Genomic DNA, 16,130 nt, shown 5'->3' with positions numbered 1-16,130 from the left:
ACAACGCCCTCAAGGGCGACAGGGAGGGACTGATGAGAGAGTTCAAGTGGGCGGCGTCCTGCGCCGTTATCGCCGTCGCGTGCCTGACGGCCCCTGCGTACGCTCAGGACGCCGGCTCGGCGACCGTCGAAGAGATCATCGTCACCGCTCAGAAGCGGGAGCAGAACCTTCAGGACGTGCCGATCGTGGTGGCCGTCGTCTCCGGCCAGCAGCTCCAGGACGCGGGCGTCCGCGACGTGAAGGACCTGCAGACCGTCACGCCGGGCCTGAGCGTCACCTCCTCGACCAGCGAGGCCCAGACCTCGATCCGCATCCGCGGCGTGGGCACCATCGGCGACAACCCCGGCCTTGAGTCCTCGGTCGGAACGGTCGTCGACGGCGTTTACCGAGCCCGTAGCGGCGTGGCTTTCGGCGACCTCGGCGAGCTGGAGCGGATCGAGATTCTGAAAGGCCCCCAGGGCACGCTGTTCGGCAAGAACACCTCCGCCGGCGTCATCAACGTCATCACCAAGGAGCCGTCGTTCGAGTTCGGCGCCCAGGGCGAGCTGACGCTCGGCAACTATGACGCCCGCGGCGTCTCGGCGACGGTCACCGGGCCGGTCGCCGGCGACAAGCTGGCCGGCCGCCTATACGTCGCCAAGCGTGAGCGTGACGGGTTCTACACCGTCAATCCCGGCAAGGGGCCGCGCACCACGCGCGATGACCAGGACCAGAACTTCTACACCATCCGCGGCCAGCTGCTGTGGCTGCCCACGGACACGCTGAAGGTCCGGCTTCTGGCTGACCTGACGGACCGCGACGAACACTGCTGCGTCAACGTGCCGACCTTCCGGACCGCCACCGGCGTCGCAGGGGCGGGCATCGTCAACGCCCTGGCCGGCGGAACGGGCACGGTCAATCCGACGGATCCCTGGACACGCAGCACCTATGCCAACCGAGAGATGGTCCAGGACATCACCGACAAGGGCTTCTCCGGCGAGGTGACCTGGGACATCAACGACGACGTCACCCTGACCTCGATCAGCGCCTATCGCGTGTGGCAGCTGACCCAGGGCTCGGACATCGACTACAGCGGCGCCGACATCTGGTACCGAGACGCCGACAAGGACACCTCCCAGGAGTTCAAGGTCTTCTCGCAGGAAGTCCGGCTGGCCGGTTCGACCGATAAGCTCGACTGGCTCGTGGGCGCCTTCTATGCCGACGAGAAGCTCGAAGCCCGGACCTTCACCAAGTTCGGTTCGGACTACGAGCGCTACTTCAGCCTGCTGTTCTCCAGCGGCGCATCCCCGACCTTCGTCTCGGCGATCACCGGCCTGCCGGCGGGCGCGAACTTCCCGGCCGGCCAGGGCCCGAAGGATATCCACGAGCACAAGTCGGCCGGCTGGGCGCTGTTCACCAACAACACCTGGCATGTGACCGACGCGTTCGAGATCACCCTGGGCCTGCGCTACACGGATGAGGAGAAGAAGGTCTCGTCGCTGTACACCAACAGCGCGCCGGCCAACGCCTGCGCCAGCCTGCTGGGCCAGGTAACGGCCGGAACCGGGCCGTTCATCACCCTGGTGCCGGCGGCTTCTCGTCCGACGGTGCTGGGCGCTCTCTGCGCCCCGCATTCGGATCCGGCGTTCAACAACACGGCCAACCGGCAGTCGCGCACCGAGAACCGCTGGAGCGGCACGCTGAAGGCCAGCTACCGCGTCAATGACGCCCTGATGGCCTATGCGTCCTACGCTTCGGGCTTCAAGAGCGGCGGCTTCAACCTCGACCGGGCGCGTCTGGGCTTCGGCGTCATCAATCGCGACACCAGCTTCCCGGCCGAGACCGTGGTCAGCTACGAGCTGGGGGTGAAAAGCAATCTGTTCGGCAACCGGGTCATCCTGAACGCGGCCTGGTTCGACCAGAAATACGAGGGCTTCCAGCTCAACACCTTCACCGGCGTGTCCTGGATCGTGGAGTCGATCCCGGAGGTGACCTCGCGCGGCGTCGATCTGGACGCCATGTGGCGCACGCCGATCGAGGGGCTGCGCTTCAACGCCGGGGTGACCTACGCCGAGACCCAGTTCGGCAAGCAGATCCCCGCCACGCTGAGCCAGCGGCTGGTCGACTCGCGTCTCTCCTACGCACCGTTGTGGTCGGCGTCCTGGGGCGGGTCGTACGAGGGCTCGATCGGCATGGGCCTGATCATCCGGGCCAGCCTCTCGGGCAAGTTCACCTCGGAGTACAACACCGGCTCGAACCTCGATCCGAACAAGAGCCAGCAGTCGATGACGATCTGGAACGGCCGGATCGGCGTCGGCTCCGAGGACGAGCGTTGGATGATCGAGGCCTGGGCCCAGAACCTGACCAACGTCGACTACTACCAGGTCGTCGTCGATCAGCCGCTGCAGTCCGGCACCTTCGCCGCCTTCCTGGGCGCGCCGCGGACCGCCGGCGTGACGCTGCGGGCCAAGTTCTGATCCTAACCGAGGCGCGTCGCGGCCTTTTCCTGTTGTCTGTCCCTTTGAAGAGGCCTCGATGAACCTCGAACTCAGCGCTCCGGACCTCGCCTTTCGCGACGAGGTCCGGGCGTTTCTTTCCGAACATCTGCCGCCGGAGCTGAGCGCCGCCGGCCGGCGGATGACCAGCGTCTTCGTCGACAAGAAGTACAGCCTGCCCTGGCAGAAGATTCTGCACGCCAAGGGCTGGGTCGCGCCGAGCTGGCCGGTCGAGTACGGCGGCTGCGGCTGGACCGAGATGCAGCGCTACATCTTCGCCGCCGAATGCGCCCGCGCCGGCGCCCCCGGGCTGTCGCCGATGGGGCTGCGCATGGTCGGGCCCTGCATCCAGCGCTACGGCACGCCTGAGCAGAAGGCCTTTTTCCTGCCGCGGATCCTGTCCGGCGAGGACTACTGGTGCCAGGGCTACAGCGAGCCGGGCAGCGGGTCCGACCTGGCCAGCCTGCAGATGCGAGCGGTGCGGGATGGCGATCACTACGTCCTGAACGGGTCCAAGATCTGGACCACCCACGCCCACTGGGCCAACCGCATGTTCTGCCTGGTGCGGACCAACTTCGAGGGCAAGCCGCAGAAGGGGATCACCTTCCTGCTGCTCGAGATGGATACGCCCGGGATCGAGGTGAAGCCGATCATCACCCTGGCCGGCGAGCATGAGGTGAACCAGGTCTTCTTCACCGACGTCCGCGTGCCGGTCTCCGGTCGTCTGGGCGAGGAGAACGACGGCTGGACCGTCGCCAAGTACCTGCTGGAGTTCGAGCGGGGCGGGGGTTCGGCGCCGGGGCTGAAGGTCTCGCTGGATCGCTTGCGGGCGATGGCGCGGGAGGAGCGAGGCGACGGCGTCGCCCTGCTGGACGATCCGGCCTTCCGCGGCCGGCTGGCCGCCGCCGAGATCGCGGTCGAGGCCATCGAGGTGACCGAGCATCGGGTGATGACGGCGCTGTCCGCCGGCAAGAACCCCGGCCCGGCCTCGTCGATGCTGAAGACCCAGGGAACCGAGGCGATGCAGCGCATCGACGAACTGGCGATCGAGACGGCGGGCTATTACGCCGGCGTCGACCAGATCGAGGCGCGGGAGCCGGGCTCGAACGAGACGCCGGTCGGACCCGAGCACAGCCTGGTCGCGATGCCCAGGTACCTCAACAACCGGGCCGCCTCGATCTACGGCGGCTCGAACGAGATCCAGCGGGACATCATGGCCCGCTTGGTTCTGGGCCTATAGGGACGAAAGCGTATGAGTGTTCAGACCGCGGTCGACTTCGACCAGATGCCGACCCTGGGCGACGTCGCCCGCTACCACGCTCGCGAGCGGCGGGGCTCGGTGGCGCTGAGTTTCGAGGGGCGAGACACGACGTTCGCGGCCTTTGACCGCAACACCAACCGCGTCGCCAACGCCCTGACGGCCGCGGGCCTGAAGAAGGGGCAGCGGATCGCCTACGTCGGCAAGAACAGCGACCACTATTTCGAGCTGTTGATCGGAGCGGCCAAGGTCGGCGTCGTCATGACCCCGATCGGCTGGCGCCTTGCCCCGCCCGAGGTCGCCTACATCGTCCAGGATTCCGAGGCGCCGCTGGTGTTCGTCGGTCCCGAGGTCATCGGCCTGACCGAAGATGTCGCCGCTCATCTGACCCAGCGGCCCAAGGTCATCGCGATGGAGGCCGAGGGCGCGGGGGACGCGCCGCTGTTCGAGGCTTGGCGCGACGCGGCTTCCGACGCCGATCCGGCCGTCGCCATCACCGCCCAGGACGTGGCGGTTCAGCTCTACACCTCAGGCACGACCGGGCGGCCCAAGGGCGCCATGCTGACCCACGCCAACATCCTGTCGGGCCGCCGCGCGGCGGCCGAGGCGAAGATGGCCTGGAACGAGTGGGGACCGGACGACGTCAGTTTGGTGGCCATGCCGGTGGCCCATATCGGCGGCACCGGCTGGGGCATCGTCGGCCTCTACAACGGCGCCAAGGGCGTCGTGGCTCGCGAGTTCGACCCGTTCAAGGTGCTCGACTTCATCGAGCACGAGCGGATCAGCAAGATGTTCATGGTGCCGGCGGCGCTGCAGATCGTGGTGCGCCAGCCGCGCGCCCGCGAGGTCGACTACAGCCGGATGAAGTACATCCTGTACGGGGCCAGCCCGATTCCGCTGGACCTGCTTCGGGAGTGCATGGAGGTGTTCGGCTGCGGCTTCTGCCAGCAGTACGGCATGACCGAGACGTGCGGCACGATCGTCTATCTGCCGCCCGAGGATCACGATCCCGCCGGCAACGCCCGCATGCGCGCCGCCGGCCTGCCCATGCCGGGCGTCGAGCTGAAGATCATCGACGGCGACGGAAACAGCCTGCCGCCGAACACCGTGGGCGAGGTGGCGACCCGCTCGGTCGCCAACATGGCCGGTTACTGGCGTCTGGACGAGGCCACCCGGGCCACGGTCGGTGCGGACGGCTGGCTGCGCACCGGCGACGCCGGCTACCTGGACGAGGACGGCTACCTGTTCATCCACGACCGGGTGAAGGACATGATCATCTCCGGCGCCGAGAACATCTATCCGGCCGAGGTCGAGAGCGCTGTCTACGGCCACCCGGCGGTGGCGGAGGTGGCGGTCATCGGCGTGCCGGACGAGAAGTGGGGCGAGGCGGTGAAGGCCGTCGTGGCGCTGAAGCCCGGCCAGACCGCGACGCCGGACGACATCATCGCTTTCGCCCGCGGCCGGATCGCCGCCTTCAAGGCGCCCAAGACCGTGGACTTCATCGACGCCCTGCCGCGCAACGCCTCGGGCAAGATCCTGCGCCGTGAGCTGCGAGAGCCCTACTGGGCCGGTCGCGAGCGGAGGGTGAACTGACCGAAGGGGTCTGTTAGAAGGGCCGCCTCGATCACGAAAGGCGGCCCCGTTGCTCGCCCAGCTTTCCCTTCGCGACTGCCCTCATGTCGAGAGCGTCAGCGCCTGCGGCCAGTGTTCGGCGCGCGCCATCAGCGTCTGCGGCGCGCTGAACGAGGCCGGCCTGGACCGCCTGGCCGCGATCGCGGAGACCTTGACCCTGCCGGCCGATGCGACCCTCGCCTATGAGGGCGATCCGGCCGATCACCTGTTCAACATCACCTCCGGCGTCGTCCGGGTGAGCAAGCTGCTGCCCGACGGTCGACGTCAGATCGTCGGCTTCCTGTTCGCGGGCGACTTTCTCGGCATGGCGGCCGGAGAGGTCTATCCGTTCTCCGCCGAGGCGGTCGAACCGGTGACCGTCTGCCGCTTCAAGCGCAGCGCCTATCGTACGCTGCTGGCTGAGGTGCCGAGCCTGGAAGCCGCTCTGCTCGATCGCGCCTCGCATGATCTCCAGGCGGCCCAGGAACACATGCTGCTCCTGGGGCGGAAGTCGGCGTCCGAGCGGCTGGCCTCGTTCCTCCTGGACGTCGCGGCCCGAGGGGAGGGCGGTGTCCGCAAGGGCGGGGAGTTTTCGCTGCCGATGAGCCGGTCCGAGATCGGCGACTATCTGGGCCTGACCATCGAGACGGTCAGCCGGACGTTGACCAAGCTCAAGTCGGCCGGCGTGATCACGCTGCCAACCGCGCGGTCTGCAAGGGTCGAAGATCCCGAACGTCTTCGGCGGCTGGCCGGCGGGCGAGAGGCCTGACGGGCGCGTTCGACCAGACATGCACGATGGCCAGCGCCACGCCGAAGGCGCTGAACGCGGCGATCACGCCGACCAGATAGATCTGGTGGACGACGGGCAGCTGGGAAAGGGCTTCGATCATTTCGCTGTCTCCTTGCAGGGGGCAGCTTTCCGCCGACGGGCGTCGGTCGTCGTTGATCTGGATCAACGGCCAGACGAAACAGGGCGCAAAAGAAACGGGCGGGGATCGCTCCCCGCCCGCCCAGTCTTCCGAAAGCGGCTTTCGGTCAGAATTTCTTGACCAGCTCGATCGCAACGGTGCGCGGCGGATTGATCATGGCGCCATGGCTGTTGCCGCCGATCAGCGGCACGTTGAACGCCTGGCTGAAGACCACCTCGTTGGTCAGGTTGCGCCCGATCAGCGCCGCTTCCCAGCGACCGGCCTGCGACTTGATCCCCAGGCGCGCGTCGACCTTGGTGTAGGCCGGCTGGGCGTTCAGCGGGTTCATGTCCGACTGGTAGTAGGACAGGTCGGTGTAGTCGGCGGAGACGCGGCCGGTGAACTCCAGGTCGTCGGTGACCGGGACCTCGACCTGGGCGTAGGCGCTCCACTTCCATTCCGGCGCGCGGGTCAGGGCGTAGCCCTTGAGGTTGTTGGTCTTGGGGACGCAGGTCGGCGGCGCGTCGTAGACGCAGGCCGCGCCGGGGTAGTCGTCATACTTGGCGTCGAGATAGGCCACGCTGCCGCCGAAGCTGAAGATCTCGTTCGGACGCCAGTTGGTCTCGATCTCCACGCCCTTCGAGGTCGCCTTGGCGGCGTTGCCGGTCGTGAAGCCGGTGCCGGTGTAGGACGACACCTGCAGGTCGGTGAAGTCGGTGCTGAACAGCGCGATGTTCAGGTCGCCCCGACCGTCGAACAGGCGGAACTTGGCGCCCAGCTCCCAGGACTTGGCGCGTTCAGAGTCGTAGTCGATCGTCGCGCCGTTGTTGATGATGTTGTAGAGCAGCAGGCCGTCGTTGGAGATGAAGCCGCCGCCCTTCGTCCCGGTCGCGTAGCTCAGGTAAACCTGGGCGTCGCGGTTGAACTGGTAGCGGACCTTCGCCGAATAGTCCCACAGACCCTCTTCCATGCTGCCCTTCAGGTCGTAGGGCATGTTGGAGGCCGGCAACGTGCCGACGATGGTGTGAGTGATCCGGGCGTCCTTGGTCTCGTTGCTGTAGCGCAGGCTGCCGCTCAGGTGCCAATGCTCGGTCAGCCGGTAGTCCAGGGCCACGTACGGCGACAGCGACTCGCTTTCCTGGCGGAAGCTGCGATTGGCGTCGGCCTGGTAGGCGGGCAGGCCGTAGGGCGTGCCGTTGTAGTAGACCAGCTGGACGATCTTCATCTTCGACTTGAGGTAGGTCAGGCCGCCGATGACATCGAGGTTCTCGCCGATCGTGCCGCTGAAGCGGAACTCCTGGAAGAACTGGTTGGAGCGCTCGGACTGGTGGGCGTCCAGCAGGTGCAGGGCGCTGACGTCGGTGTCGATGGCCTGGTCCGCGACCACGCCCGAGTAGGCGGTGATCGAGGTCAGGGTCCAGTCGCCGAGGTCCCAGTTGGCGGTGACCGAAGTCAGGGCCGTCGAGGTGTCGTTGTACTCCGGACGGGCGGAACTGGTGGTGCGCCAGAAGTCCGGCTTCTCCTGCGCCACGCCGGGGCCGCCGGCCGCGTTGCGGGCCACGTTGCAGAGGCCGCAGGTCCCGAGGTTGTTGAAGACGATGTTGCCGCCGCTGATCTCGTTCTGCGAGCCTTCGATCTTGAGGGTCACGTCGAGGGCGTCGGTGGGCTCCCAGCGCAGCTGGCCGCGGATGCCGTAGTACTGATTGTCGTACTCGTCCGTCTTCTTCAGCCGGTTCTCGATGTACGGGCCGGAGTAGCCGCTGGAGAAGGTGAAGCGGCCGGCCAGGTTGTCGCCGAGCGGGCCGGAGATGAAGCCGCTGGCGTTCCAGCCGCCGTACTCGAGCTCGGCGCCGACGCGGGCCTCGGCCTCGAAGCTGCGGGTCGGGGCGCGGGAGATCAGGCTGATGGCGCCGGCGTTGGTGTTCTTGCCGAACAGGGCGCCTTGCGGGCCGCGGACGACCTCGACGCGCTCGACGTCCATGAAGGCGGTCTGCAGCGAACGGGCGCGGCCCGAATAGACGCCGTCGACGAACAGGCCGACCGACTGCTCGAACGCCAGGTTCGAGGCGCCCGAGCCCAGGCCGCGGATGGTGATGGCGTAGTTGCCGTTGGTCTGGTCGATCTGCAGGTTGGGGACCGAGGCCTGCAGGTCGGTGAACTGGCGGATGCCGCGTTCCTCGATCACCTCGCCGGTGACCGCGGCGAGCGAGATCGGCACTTCCTGAAGGGTCTGGGCCTTCTTGGTCGCGGTGACGATCACCTCTTCGACGGTGACCTGCTGGTCTTGGGCGGCGGCTTGGCCAGCCGCCAGGGCGAGCGCCAGCACACTGGCGCCAAGGAGGGTTTGGGCCTTCATCAGTTTCCTCGTTGTAGTCCAGCCCCGGCGCACCGACGCTGAAAAGTCGTTACGCTGTCAGGGTCGTGTACTGTCCCGCGGGTCCGGGATACTCGGAGCCGTCGTCCTTTCCGACTTCGGCGGCGATCAGGGCGTTGGTCATGGCGTTGAGGCGCATGATCTCACCCTGGGGTGCATCGGGCCCAGCGGCCAGATTCTTCAGTTCGTCGGCGTCCTTGAGCGTGTCGTACAGCTCCAGGTCGTTGTGCGCGCGCAGCTGTTCCCAGGTCGTAGGCGTATGGTGCTGGGCGGGCGCGAAGTAGCGCGCGAACTTGTAGCGGCCGTCGTGCACGCCCCGGAACAGGCGGCGCAGCGACAGGTCGGGTTGCGGCAGCGGCCGGGTCTCGGCGTCGCCGCTGGGGGCGTCCGGCGCGTTCCAGCCGTAGCGGATGGCGTAGTTGAACAGGACGCCGCGCTGGTCGCGGGCCGTGCGGGCCTTCGGTCCGGCCAGGGCCGACGACAGATCGACGCCCTTCAGCTGGGGGTGCTTCTCGGCGATGTCCGTCTGGCCGGCCAGCGCAAGCAGGGTCGGGACGATGTCCACCGACGAGGCCAGGGCGTCGGTCGAGAAACCACCCTTGACGTCGGGGTGCACGACCACGAAGGGGACGCGCAGATCCTCCTTGTAGATGGTGCCGCCCTTCTGGCGCATGCCGTGGGCGCCGGCTCGCTCGCCGTGGTCGGAGGTGAAGACGACGATGGTGTCGTCCAGCTGGCCGCTCTGCTCCAGCGCCTTGAGCACCGTCATCACATGCCGGTTCGCGTCACGGATGCAGTTGAAGTAGTAGTTCTGGAAGTTCCGCCAGGCGGCTTCGTTGCTGCGCGGCAGCTTGCCGTAGAAGGCCCAACCCACGGCGTTGATCGCGGCGTGGCCGGCGGGCTTGTCGGTCAGGTCATCGTGGAAGCTGCGCGGCAGCGGCTGCTTCCAGTCGACGTCGTAGATCGGATCGCCGGGGGCCGGCAGCAGGGGCGAGATCAGGTTCGGCCGCGCGCGGCTCTTCTCGCCGTCGCCGACGGCGTCGAAGAACATGATGTCGTGCGGATTGATGAAGTTGACCGCCATGAACCAGGGCTTGTCGCCCACGGCCCCGTCGCGGAAGGCCCGCAGCTGGTTCACGGCGTCGGCGGCGGTCACGCCGTCGTCCATGAAGCCCTGCCAGGTCAGGCCGACCCGCTCGCCGTCGAAGTTGTAGTCCGAGAAGCCGTAGGCCTCGAGCGCGCCGGAGGCGTTCGGAAAGATGCCCTCGGCGGGGCCGTGGGTCTCGCCCAGGGTCACGTTCGAGACGTGCCACTTGCCCTTGTAGGAGGTGTGGTAGCCGAGCTGGCGGAGCATGGTCCCGATCGTCGGGACGTCCGGCTTCAGCTCGGGCATCGGCGGGGTGTTGGGATTGGCGTAGACGCCCGTCCGCTGGGTGTGCTGGCCCGTATACATCACCGCCCGCGACGGACCGCAGGGGCTGGTGTTGACGTGGTAGTTGGCGAAGGAGACGCCGCGCGCCCGCAGCCAGTCGTGGGCGGGCAGGGGAATGGCCGAAGGGATGTCGGCGAACGACCGTTCCTGGTCGTTGACGATCATCAGGATGTTCAGGGGGCGGGCGCGCGGTCCGCGCGCGCGCTTCGGCGAAACCGGCGCCGCGACGGCGGTCGCGGCCGGAGCCGCGGTGGAGGCGGCGACCACGAGGCCGCCGGCGGATAGCACGCTGCGTCTGGTCGGACCTGCGACCATGTCGATCACTCCCCATTCTCTGCGCGCACTGACGGCCCGCTTGAGAATTAAGTTAGCATTCTAACTATTATCAGGCAAGGGCCGCATCCCGGGGTTCACCCGGGCGCGGCCCTCTGTCGCAAGAAAATCTCAGAGGCGCGCCTCGATCCACTCGCACATGACGTCCGTGGCGGTGACGCGGTGCTGCATGGAGTCTTCGAAATAGTGGGCGCCCGGCAGCATGCGCAGGGTCTTGTCCTTCGAGCCGATGAAGTCGTGGATCTTCTGGGCGTCGCTCGGGAACACGCCGGTGTCGGCGCTGCCCTGGACGACCAGCGCGGGCAGGTCGAACTTCTCCAGGTGCGGCTTGCCCTGGCACTTCGAGGTCTCGAGGCTCCACATGTTGAGCCAGGTCTTGATGGTGTTGGCGCGGCCGATGCTGGGCGTCTTGTTCGCGATCGCCGGATGGCCGCGGTAGCAGAGGGGGGTGATCCGGTCGGACGGGTCCAGCGCCGGGTCCATGCAGCGGATGTCGCCCCAGACACGGAACATCGGGAAGATGCGGTCGGGGATGCCGGCCTCGTTCAGGCGGATCAGCTCGGCTTTGGCCCAGTCGGTGATGCGCTGGTTGCGGGCGCGCTGACCGGCGCGGTAGCGTTCGACGAACTCGGCCGAGTAGGGCGGGCCGTTGTCCGGGTTGAACGGGTTCAGGCTTTCGTCGGTGGCGACCGGGTCATTCTCGTCGACCACCGAGGCGTCCATCCAGTCGGTCAGCACCTCCGGACGGCCCTGGTGGGCGTTCAGCGAGATATACAGGTCGGCCCCGGGCAGGCTGGCCAGCACGTCGCGGCCTTCGCCCTTGAGCAGGTCGGCCAGGGTCGGGGCGATGGCTTCCGCCTGGTAGGCGCCCATCAGCGAGCCGCCGCCGGAGTTGCCCAGGATGATGATCTGCTCGACCCCGGCTTCTTCCTTCAACCACTTCATGCCGACGCTGATGTCGATCAGGGCGTGCTCGAGCAGGAACTGGTCCTCGACGCCGCGATAGCGAGTGTTCCAGCCCAGGAAGCCGTAGCCGCGCTCGGCGAAGTAGGGCGCGATGTAGTGCTCGGCGAAGTCGACGTTGTAGTGGGTGGCGATCAGGGCGACCTTCGGGCGCTTGCCCTCGGGGGTCCAGTAGAGGCCCTGGCAGGGATGGCCGCCGGCCTGGATGCGCGGCGCGGTCGCCGAGGGGCGGCCGATGAACTGGCATTCCACGCGGCTCATCATTTCATCTTCGGTCATCCCCGGCTCCTCTCCTCGAACCCTGCGCCTTGGCGGTTGGGCCCGCCGAGGCTATAAACATTAGAAATCTAATTAATTGGCCCGGGCGCGCTCGCCAAGGGCGGAGTGCGATCCATCGTGCAGAAATTCACCGTCCTCAAGGCCGCCGCCGCCCCGTTTCCGCAGACCCACGTCGACACCGACAAGATCATCCCAGCCCGCTACATGACCACCGTCTCCCGGAAGGGGTTGGGCAAGCGGCTGTTCGCCGAGGCGCGCTACGACGAAGGCGGCAGGGAACGGCCGGAGTTCGTGCTCAACCAGCCAGCCTATCGCCAGGCCGGGATCCTGGTCGCCTACGAGAACTTCGGCTGCGGCAGCTCGCGCGAACATGCGCCCTGGGCGCTGGCCGATTTCGGCATCCGTTGCGTGATCGCGCCCAGCTTCGGGGACATCTTCCGCGCCAACTGCCTGAAGAACGGCATCCTGCTGGTCCACCTGCCGCGGGCGGTCTGCGAACACCTGGTCGCCGTGGCGACGGATCGGGCGGGCGAGGCGTTCGCCGTCGACCTGGAGCAGCGGCGGATCACGCTGCCGGACGGCGAGGTGGTCGTCTTCGAGATCGCCGCGCCCGATCGTGAGGCGCTGCTGACCGGCGCGGACGAGATCATCCGCAGCCTGCGTCATGAGGATCGGATCAGCGCCTATGAAGCGAGGCTGGCGGGCGAGGCGAGGTAGCGACGGACGTCGACGATGCGGCCGGCCAGGGCGGCGGCGGCGGCCATCGCCGGGCTCATCAGATGGGTTCGGCCTCCCCGACCCTGGCGCCCCTCGAAGTTGCGGTTGCTGGTCGAGGCGCAGCGTTCGCCGGGGCCGAGTTTGTCCGGATTCATGCCGACGCACATCGAGCAGCCCGGCTCGCGCCATTCGAAGCCGGCGGCCTTGAACACCTGGTCCAGGCCCTCGGCCTCGGCCTGCTGCTTGACCAGGCCCGAGCCTGGCACGACCAGGGCTCGGATCCCCTCGGCGACGCGTCCGCCGGCCAGGCCGATCACTTCGGCGGCGGCGCGCAGGTCCTCGATGCGGCTGTTGGTGCAGCTGCCGATGAACACCCGGTCGATCGTCAGGCCATCCATCGCCATGCCGGGACGCAGGCCCATGTAGGTCAGGGCGCGTTCGGCGGCCATGCGCTGCTCGCCGTCGCGCAGGGCGGCCGGGTCGGGCACGACCTCAGTCACGGCGACGGACTGATCGGGCCGTGTGCCCCAGCTGACCAGCGGCGCGATCGCGGCGGCGTCGACGACGATCTCGCGATCGAAACGCGCGTCCGGGTCGCTGCGCAGCGTTCGCCAACGGGCGACGGCCTCGGTCCAGGCGACGCCGGTCGGAGCGCCGGGGCGGCCCTTCAGGTAGGCGAAGGTGGTCTCGTCCGGGGCGACCAGGCCCGCGCGCGCGCCGGCCTCGATGGTCATGTTGCAGAGGGTCATGCGGCCCTCCATCGACAGGCCCTCGACCGCCTCGCCGGCGTATTCGACGACATGGCCGACGCCGGCGTCGCCGCCGCAGGCCGCCACCACCGCCAGGGCGATGTCCTTGGCCGTCACGCCGAAGCCGGGCTGGCCTTCGATGCGGACCCGCATGTTCCTCGACTTCTTCTGGCGCAGGGTCTGGCTGGCCAGGACGTGTTCGATCTCGCTGGTGCCGATGCCGTGGGCCAGGGCTCCGAAGGCGCCGTGGGTCGAGGTGTGGCTGTCGCCGCAGACGATGGTCATGCCGGGCAGAGTGCGGCCCTGCTCGGGCCCGACCACATGGACGATGCCGTTGCGCGGATCGCCCATGGCGAACATCTGGAAGCCGTGGGCCTTGGCGTTGGCCTCCAGGGTCGCGACCTGGATGCGCGCATCCTCGTCGACCAGGGCCGACAGTCCTTGGGACTGACCCTCTGTCGGGACGTTGTGGTCGGCCATGGCCAAGGTCCGCTCGGGACGGCGGACGGTCTGGCCGCGCTGGGCCAGCCCGTCGAAGGCCTGGGGCGAGGAGACCTCGTGCAGCAGGTGCAGGTCGACGTAGATCAGCGTATCGCCGGCATCCTCGACGACGACATGGTCGTCCCAGATCTTGTCGTAGAGGGTGCGGCTCAAGGGGTCACCGGCGCGAAACGGACGGACAGGGGGCGACGGCGTCGACGCGGATTTCGAAGCAGTCGCCGGCTGAAACGGGAATCATGGGGCCGAGGGCGCCGGAGAGGACGACCTCGCCGGCGCGGACCGGAACGCCGCGCGCGGCGGCGGCGCGGGCCAGCCAGCACAGCGCCAGCAAGGGCCCGCCGAGGCAGGCGGCGCCGGCTCCTGTCGAGACCTCCTGGCCGTCGCGGGTCATGCGCATGACAGCGGCGGTCGGGTCGAAGCTCGCCAGGGACAGGCGCTGACTCCCCAGGGCGTAGCGGCCGGCCGAGGCGTTGTCGGCCACGGTCTCGCGAAGGCCGATGCGCCAGTCGAGCACCGCGCTGTCCACGATCTCGGCGGCGACCACGGCGTGATCGACATACGAGGCGGCGCGGTCGGGCGTGAGGTCTTCGGGCAGGTCGCGGGCGACGACGAAGGCGATCTCCGCCTCGATGCGCGGCTGGGCCAGCGGGCGGGTCGAGACCTCGGCTTGGCCCGACACGTCCATGTCCGCGAACAGGAAGCCGTAGTCCGGCTCGTCCACGTTCAGCTGCGCCTGGACGGCGGCCGAGGTCAGGCCAATCTTGCGGCCGGTGACCGTCCCGCCTTCGCCGAGGCGACGCTCGACGTTCAACCGCTGCACCCGATAGGCGGCCTCCGCGTCGGCGAGGCCAGCCAGCTCGGCGGGATCGATCTGGGCGACGGACAGGCGCGCCCGCCACAGCGCCGCGGCGGCGCAGTCCTCCACCTCCTGGGACGTCATGTCAGCCGACCGCCCGGCCGCGTCCGGCCCAGTAGGGTTCGCGCAGCTCGCGGCGCAGGACCTTGCCCGAGGCGTTGCGGGGCAGGGCTTCGACGAAGTCCACGGCCTTGGGGGTCTTGTAGCCGGCGATGCGGGCGCGGACCCAGGCGATGACGGCTTGAGCGTCCGGCTCGGCGCCGGCGGCGGGGACGACGACGGCGCGGACCTCCTCGCCCCATCGGTCGGACGGCACGCCGATGACGGCGACGTCGGCGACGCCGGGACAGCCGAAGATCGCGTTCTCGACCTCGGCCGGATAGACGTTCTCGCCGCCGGTCACGATCATGTCCTTGAGGCGGTCGTGCACGTAGAAGAAGCCCTCGGCGTCCTGGTAGCCGGCGTCGCCGGTGCGCAGCCAGCCGCCGTCGATCAGGGTTTCCGCCGTCGCCTCGGGGCGGTTCATGTAGCCCTTCATCAGCGTGCCGCCGCGCAGCTGGATCTCGCCGACCTCGCCGACCGCCAGCTCCCGGCCGTCCAGGCCGGCGATCCGGGCCTCGACGCCCGGCCAGGGCTTGCCGCAGGACAGCAGCTTGTCGGGCTGGTGCGCCGAGGGGGCCAGGAAGGTGCCGGCCGCGGCCGACTCGGTCATGCCGTAGAACTGCACGAAGCCGCAGCCGAAGCGCGCCTGCGCCTCGCGCAGCGTCGCCTCGCCGATCGGAGAGGAGCCGTAGCCGATGGTGCTGAGGCTGGAGAGGTCGGCGCCGGCGATCTCGGGCGCCTGCAGCATCATCTGGATCATCGAGGGCGCCAGGAAGATCTGGGCCACCTTCTCCGCCTCGATGAGGCGCAGCACTTCGCCGGCGTTGAACTGCTCCAGCACGATCACCCGGCAGCCGTGCGCCAGGCCCATCAGGCTGACGTTGAACCCGGCCACGTGGAACAAGGGCATGACGATCAGCAGGGCGTCGCCGGAGGGGTAGTTGAAGCCTTCGACCTGAGGGCTGATCTTCAGGAACTCGCCATAGGCGGCGTTGGTCAGCTGCACGCCCTTAGGCCGGCCGGTGGTGCCGGAGGTGTAGAGCTGCAGCAGGTCGTCCTCGGGCCGGGCCGGCGCGAGCGGAGCCGGGTCGGAGACCGTCGCGGCCAGGACGTCGTAGCTGCGATAGCCTGCCGCTGCGCCGCCGATGCTGACCACCGCCGGCGCCTCGGCCAGCTGGGCCAGGGCGTCGGTCGCCAGCCCGGCCTGGTCCGGCGTGATGAACAGGAGCCGCGCGCCGCTGTCCTCCAGGATGAAGGCGATCTCCTGTGGCGACAGGCGGAAGTTCACCGGATTGAGGCATGCGCCGACGGCGGCCAGACCGAAGAACAGCTCGAAATAGAACTCGCTGTTGCGGCCCAGCCAGGCGACGCGGTCTCCCCGTTGGACGCCGAGGCCGCGCAGGACCTCGGCCATGACGCGGGCGCGATGCTCGAGCTCGGCGTAGGTCAGCGAGCGTCCCCCGCTGGAGAGCGCCATCTGGCCGCCTCGCGCCTTCGCCTGCGCCGCCGGGATGTCGCCCAGCAGCCGCACCGCCTCATGATCGATCATGGCCCGCTCTCAACTAACTTAGAT

11 protein-coding genes are annotated in these 16,130 nt (G+C 68.4%); 5 read left to right on the top strand and 6 right to left on the bottom strand.

The window, feature by feature from the left end; genetic code table 11:
* Positions 1–32 precede the first annotated feature (32 nt).
* The 4 genes from CSW64_RS18080 to CSW64_RS18065 are packed head-to-tail and all read left to right on the top strand — an operon-like array spanning position 33 to position 6,112.
* Positions 33–2,456, top strand: a complete 2,424-nt coding sequence (locus CSW64_RS18080) for a TonB-dependent receptor (protein WP_099624333.1) — start codon at positions 33–35, stop codon at positions 2,454–2,456.
* 58 nt (positions 2,457–2,514) lie between these two features.
* Positions 2,515–3,714, top strand: a complete 1,200-nt coding sequence (locus tag CSW64_RS18075) for an acyl-CoA dehydrogenase family protein (RefSeq protein WP_099623404.1) — start codon at positions 2,515–2,517, stop codon at positions 3,712–3,714.
* Between the two features lie 12 nt (positions 3,715–3,726).
* Positions 3,727–5,325, top strand: coding sequence for a fatty acid--CoA ligase (locus CSW64_RS18070; protein ID WP_099623403.1), 1,599 nt, complete (start codon positions 3,727–3,729; stop codon positions 5,323–5,325).
* 49 nt (positions 5,326–5,374) lie between these two features.
* A complete protein-coding gene (locus CSW64_RS18065; protein WP_099623402.1) occupies positions 5,375–6,112 on the top strand; it encodes a helix-turn-helix domain-containing protein in 738 nt (245 codons plus the stop codon).
* A 266-nt stretch (positions 6,113–6,378) separates the two neighbouring features.
* On the opposite strand, the gene CSW64_RS18060 is transcribed toward CSW64_RS18065, so the two are convergent.
* The 3 genes from CSW64_RS18060 to CSW64_RS18050 form a co-directional block, all read right to left on the bottom strand.
* Complete coding sequence (locus CSW64_RS18060) at positions 6,379–8,607, bottom strand: TonB-dependent receptor (RefSeq protein WP_099623401.1); 2,229 nt, start codon at positions 8,605–8,607, stop codon at positions 6,379–6,381.
* Positions 8,608–8,656: 49 nt separating this feature from the next.
* Complete coding sequence (locus tag CSW64_RS18055; RefSeq protein ID WP_150131449.1) at positions 8,657–10,372, bottom strand: sulfatase family protein; 1,716 nt, start codon at positions 10,370–10,372, stop codon at positions 8,657–8,659.
* A 129-nt stretch (positions 10,373–10,501) separates the two neighbouring features.
* On the bottom strand, positions 10,502–11,632 hold the full coding sequence (locus tag CSW64_RS18050; RefSeq protein WP_216361206.1) for a lysophospholipase: 1,131 nt from the start codon (positions 11,630–11,632) through the stop codon (positions 10,502–10,504).
* Between the two features lie 117 nt (positions 11,633–11,749).
* Here CSW64_RS18050 and leuD point away from each other — a divergent pair, with 117 nt between their 5' ends.
* Positions 11,750–12,349: a 3-isopropylmalate dehydratase small subunit gene (gene leuD / locus CSW64_RS18045; protein ID WP_099623399.1), complete on the top strand. Its 600-nt coding sequence runs from the start codon at positions 11,750–11,752 to the stop codon at positions 12,347–12,349.
* Here the strand turns inward: leuD and leuC are convergent.
* From leuC to CSW64_RS18030, 3 genes are read right to left on the bottom strand one after another with little or no spacing between them, the layout of a single operon-like run.
* A complete protein-coding gene (leuC, locus tag CSW64_RS18040) occupies positions 12,316–13,752 on the bottom strand; it encodes a 3-isopropylmalate dehydratase large subunit (RefSeq protein ID WP_099623398.1) in 1,437 nt (478 codons plus the stop codon). The two genes, leuD and leuC, sit on opposite strands and share 34 nt — an antisense overlap.
* Before the next feature lie 4 nt (positions 13,753–13,756).
* Positions 13,757–14,539: a 2-keto-4-pentenoate hydratase gene (locus tag CSW64_RS18035; protein ID WP_099623397.1), complete on the bottom strand. Its 783-nt coding sequence runs from the start codon at positions 14,537–14,539 to the stop codon at positions 13,757–13,759.
* Between the two features lies 1 nt (position 14,540).
* Entirely contained in the window at positions 14,541–16,106 is a 1,566-nt protein-coding gene (locus tag CSW64_RS18030) for a long-chain-fatty-acid--CoA ligase (RefSeq protein ID WP_099623396.1), read from the bottom strand.
* Between the last annotated feature and the right edge of the window lie 24 nt (positions 16,107–16,130).

This window comes from Caulobacter mirabilis, from assembly GCF_002749615.1.
Lineage (GTDB): Bacteria > Pseudomonadota > Alphaproteobacteria > Caulobacterales > Caulobacteraceae > Caulobacter > Caulobacter mirabilis.
This window is presented reverse-complemented; position numbering and strand designations above follow the sequence as displayed.

Coding starts and splice junctions, on each gene's coding strand:
- CSW64_RS18080 (WP_099624333.1), top strand. CDS start 33: ATGAGAGAGTTCAAGTGGGCGGCGTCCTGCGCCGTTATCGCCGTCGCG.
- CSW64_RS18075 (WP_099623404.1), top strand. CDS start 2,515: ATGAACCTCGAACTCAGCGCTCCGGACCTCGCCTTTCGCGACGAGGTC.
- CSW64_RS18070 (WP_099623403.1), top strand. CDS start 3,727: ATGAGTGTTCAGACCGCGGTCGACTTCGACCAGATGCCGACCCTGGGC.
- CSW64_RS18060 (WP_099623401.1), bottom strand. CDS start 8,607: ATGAAGGCCCAAACCCTCCTTGGCGCCAGTGTGCTGGCGCTCGCCCTG.
- CSW64_RS18055 (WP_150131449.1), bottom strand. CDS start 10,372: ATGGTCGCAGGTCCGACCAGACGCAGCGTGCTATCCGCCGGCGGCCTC.
- CSW64_RS18050 (WP_216361206.1), bottom strand. CDS start 11,632: ATGACCGAAGATGAAATGATGAGCCGCGTGGAATGCCAGTTCATCGGC.
- CSW64_RS18035 (WP_099623397.1), bottom strand. CDS start 14,539: ATGACGTCCCAGGAGGTGGAGGACTGCGCCGCCGCGGCGCTGTGGCGG.
- CSW64_RS18030 (WP_099623396.1), bottom strand. CDS start 16,106: ATGATCGATCATGAGGCGGTGCGGCTGCTGGGCGACATCCCGGCGGCG.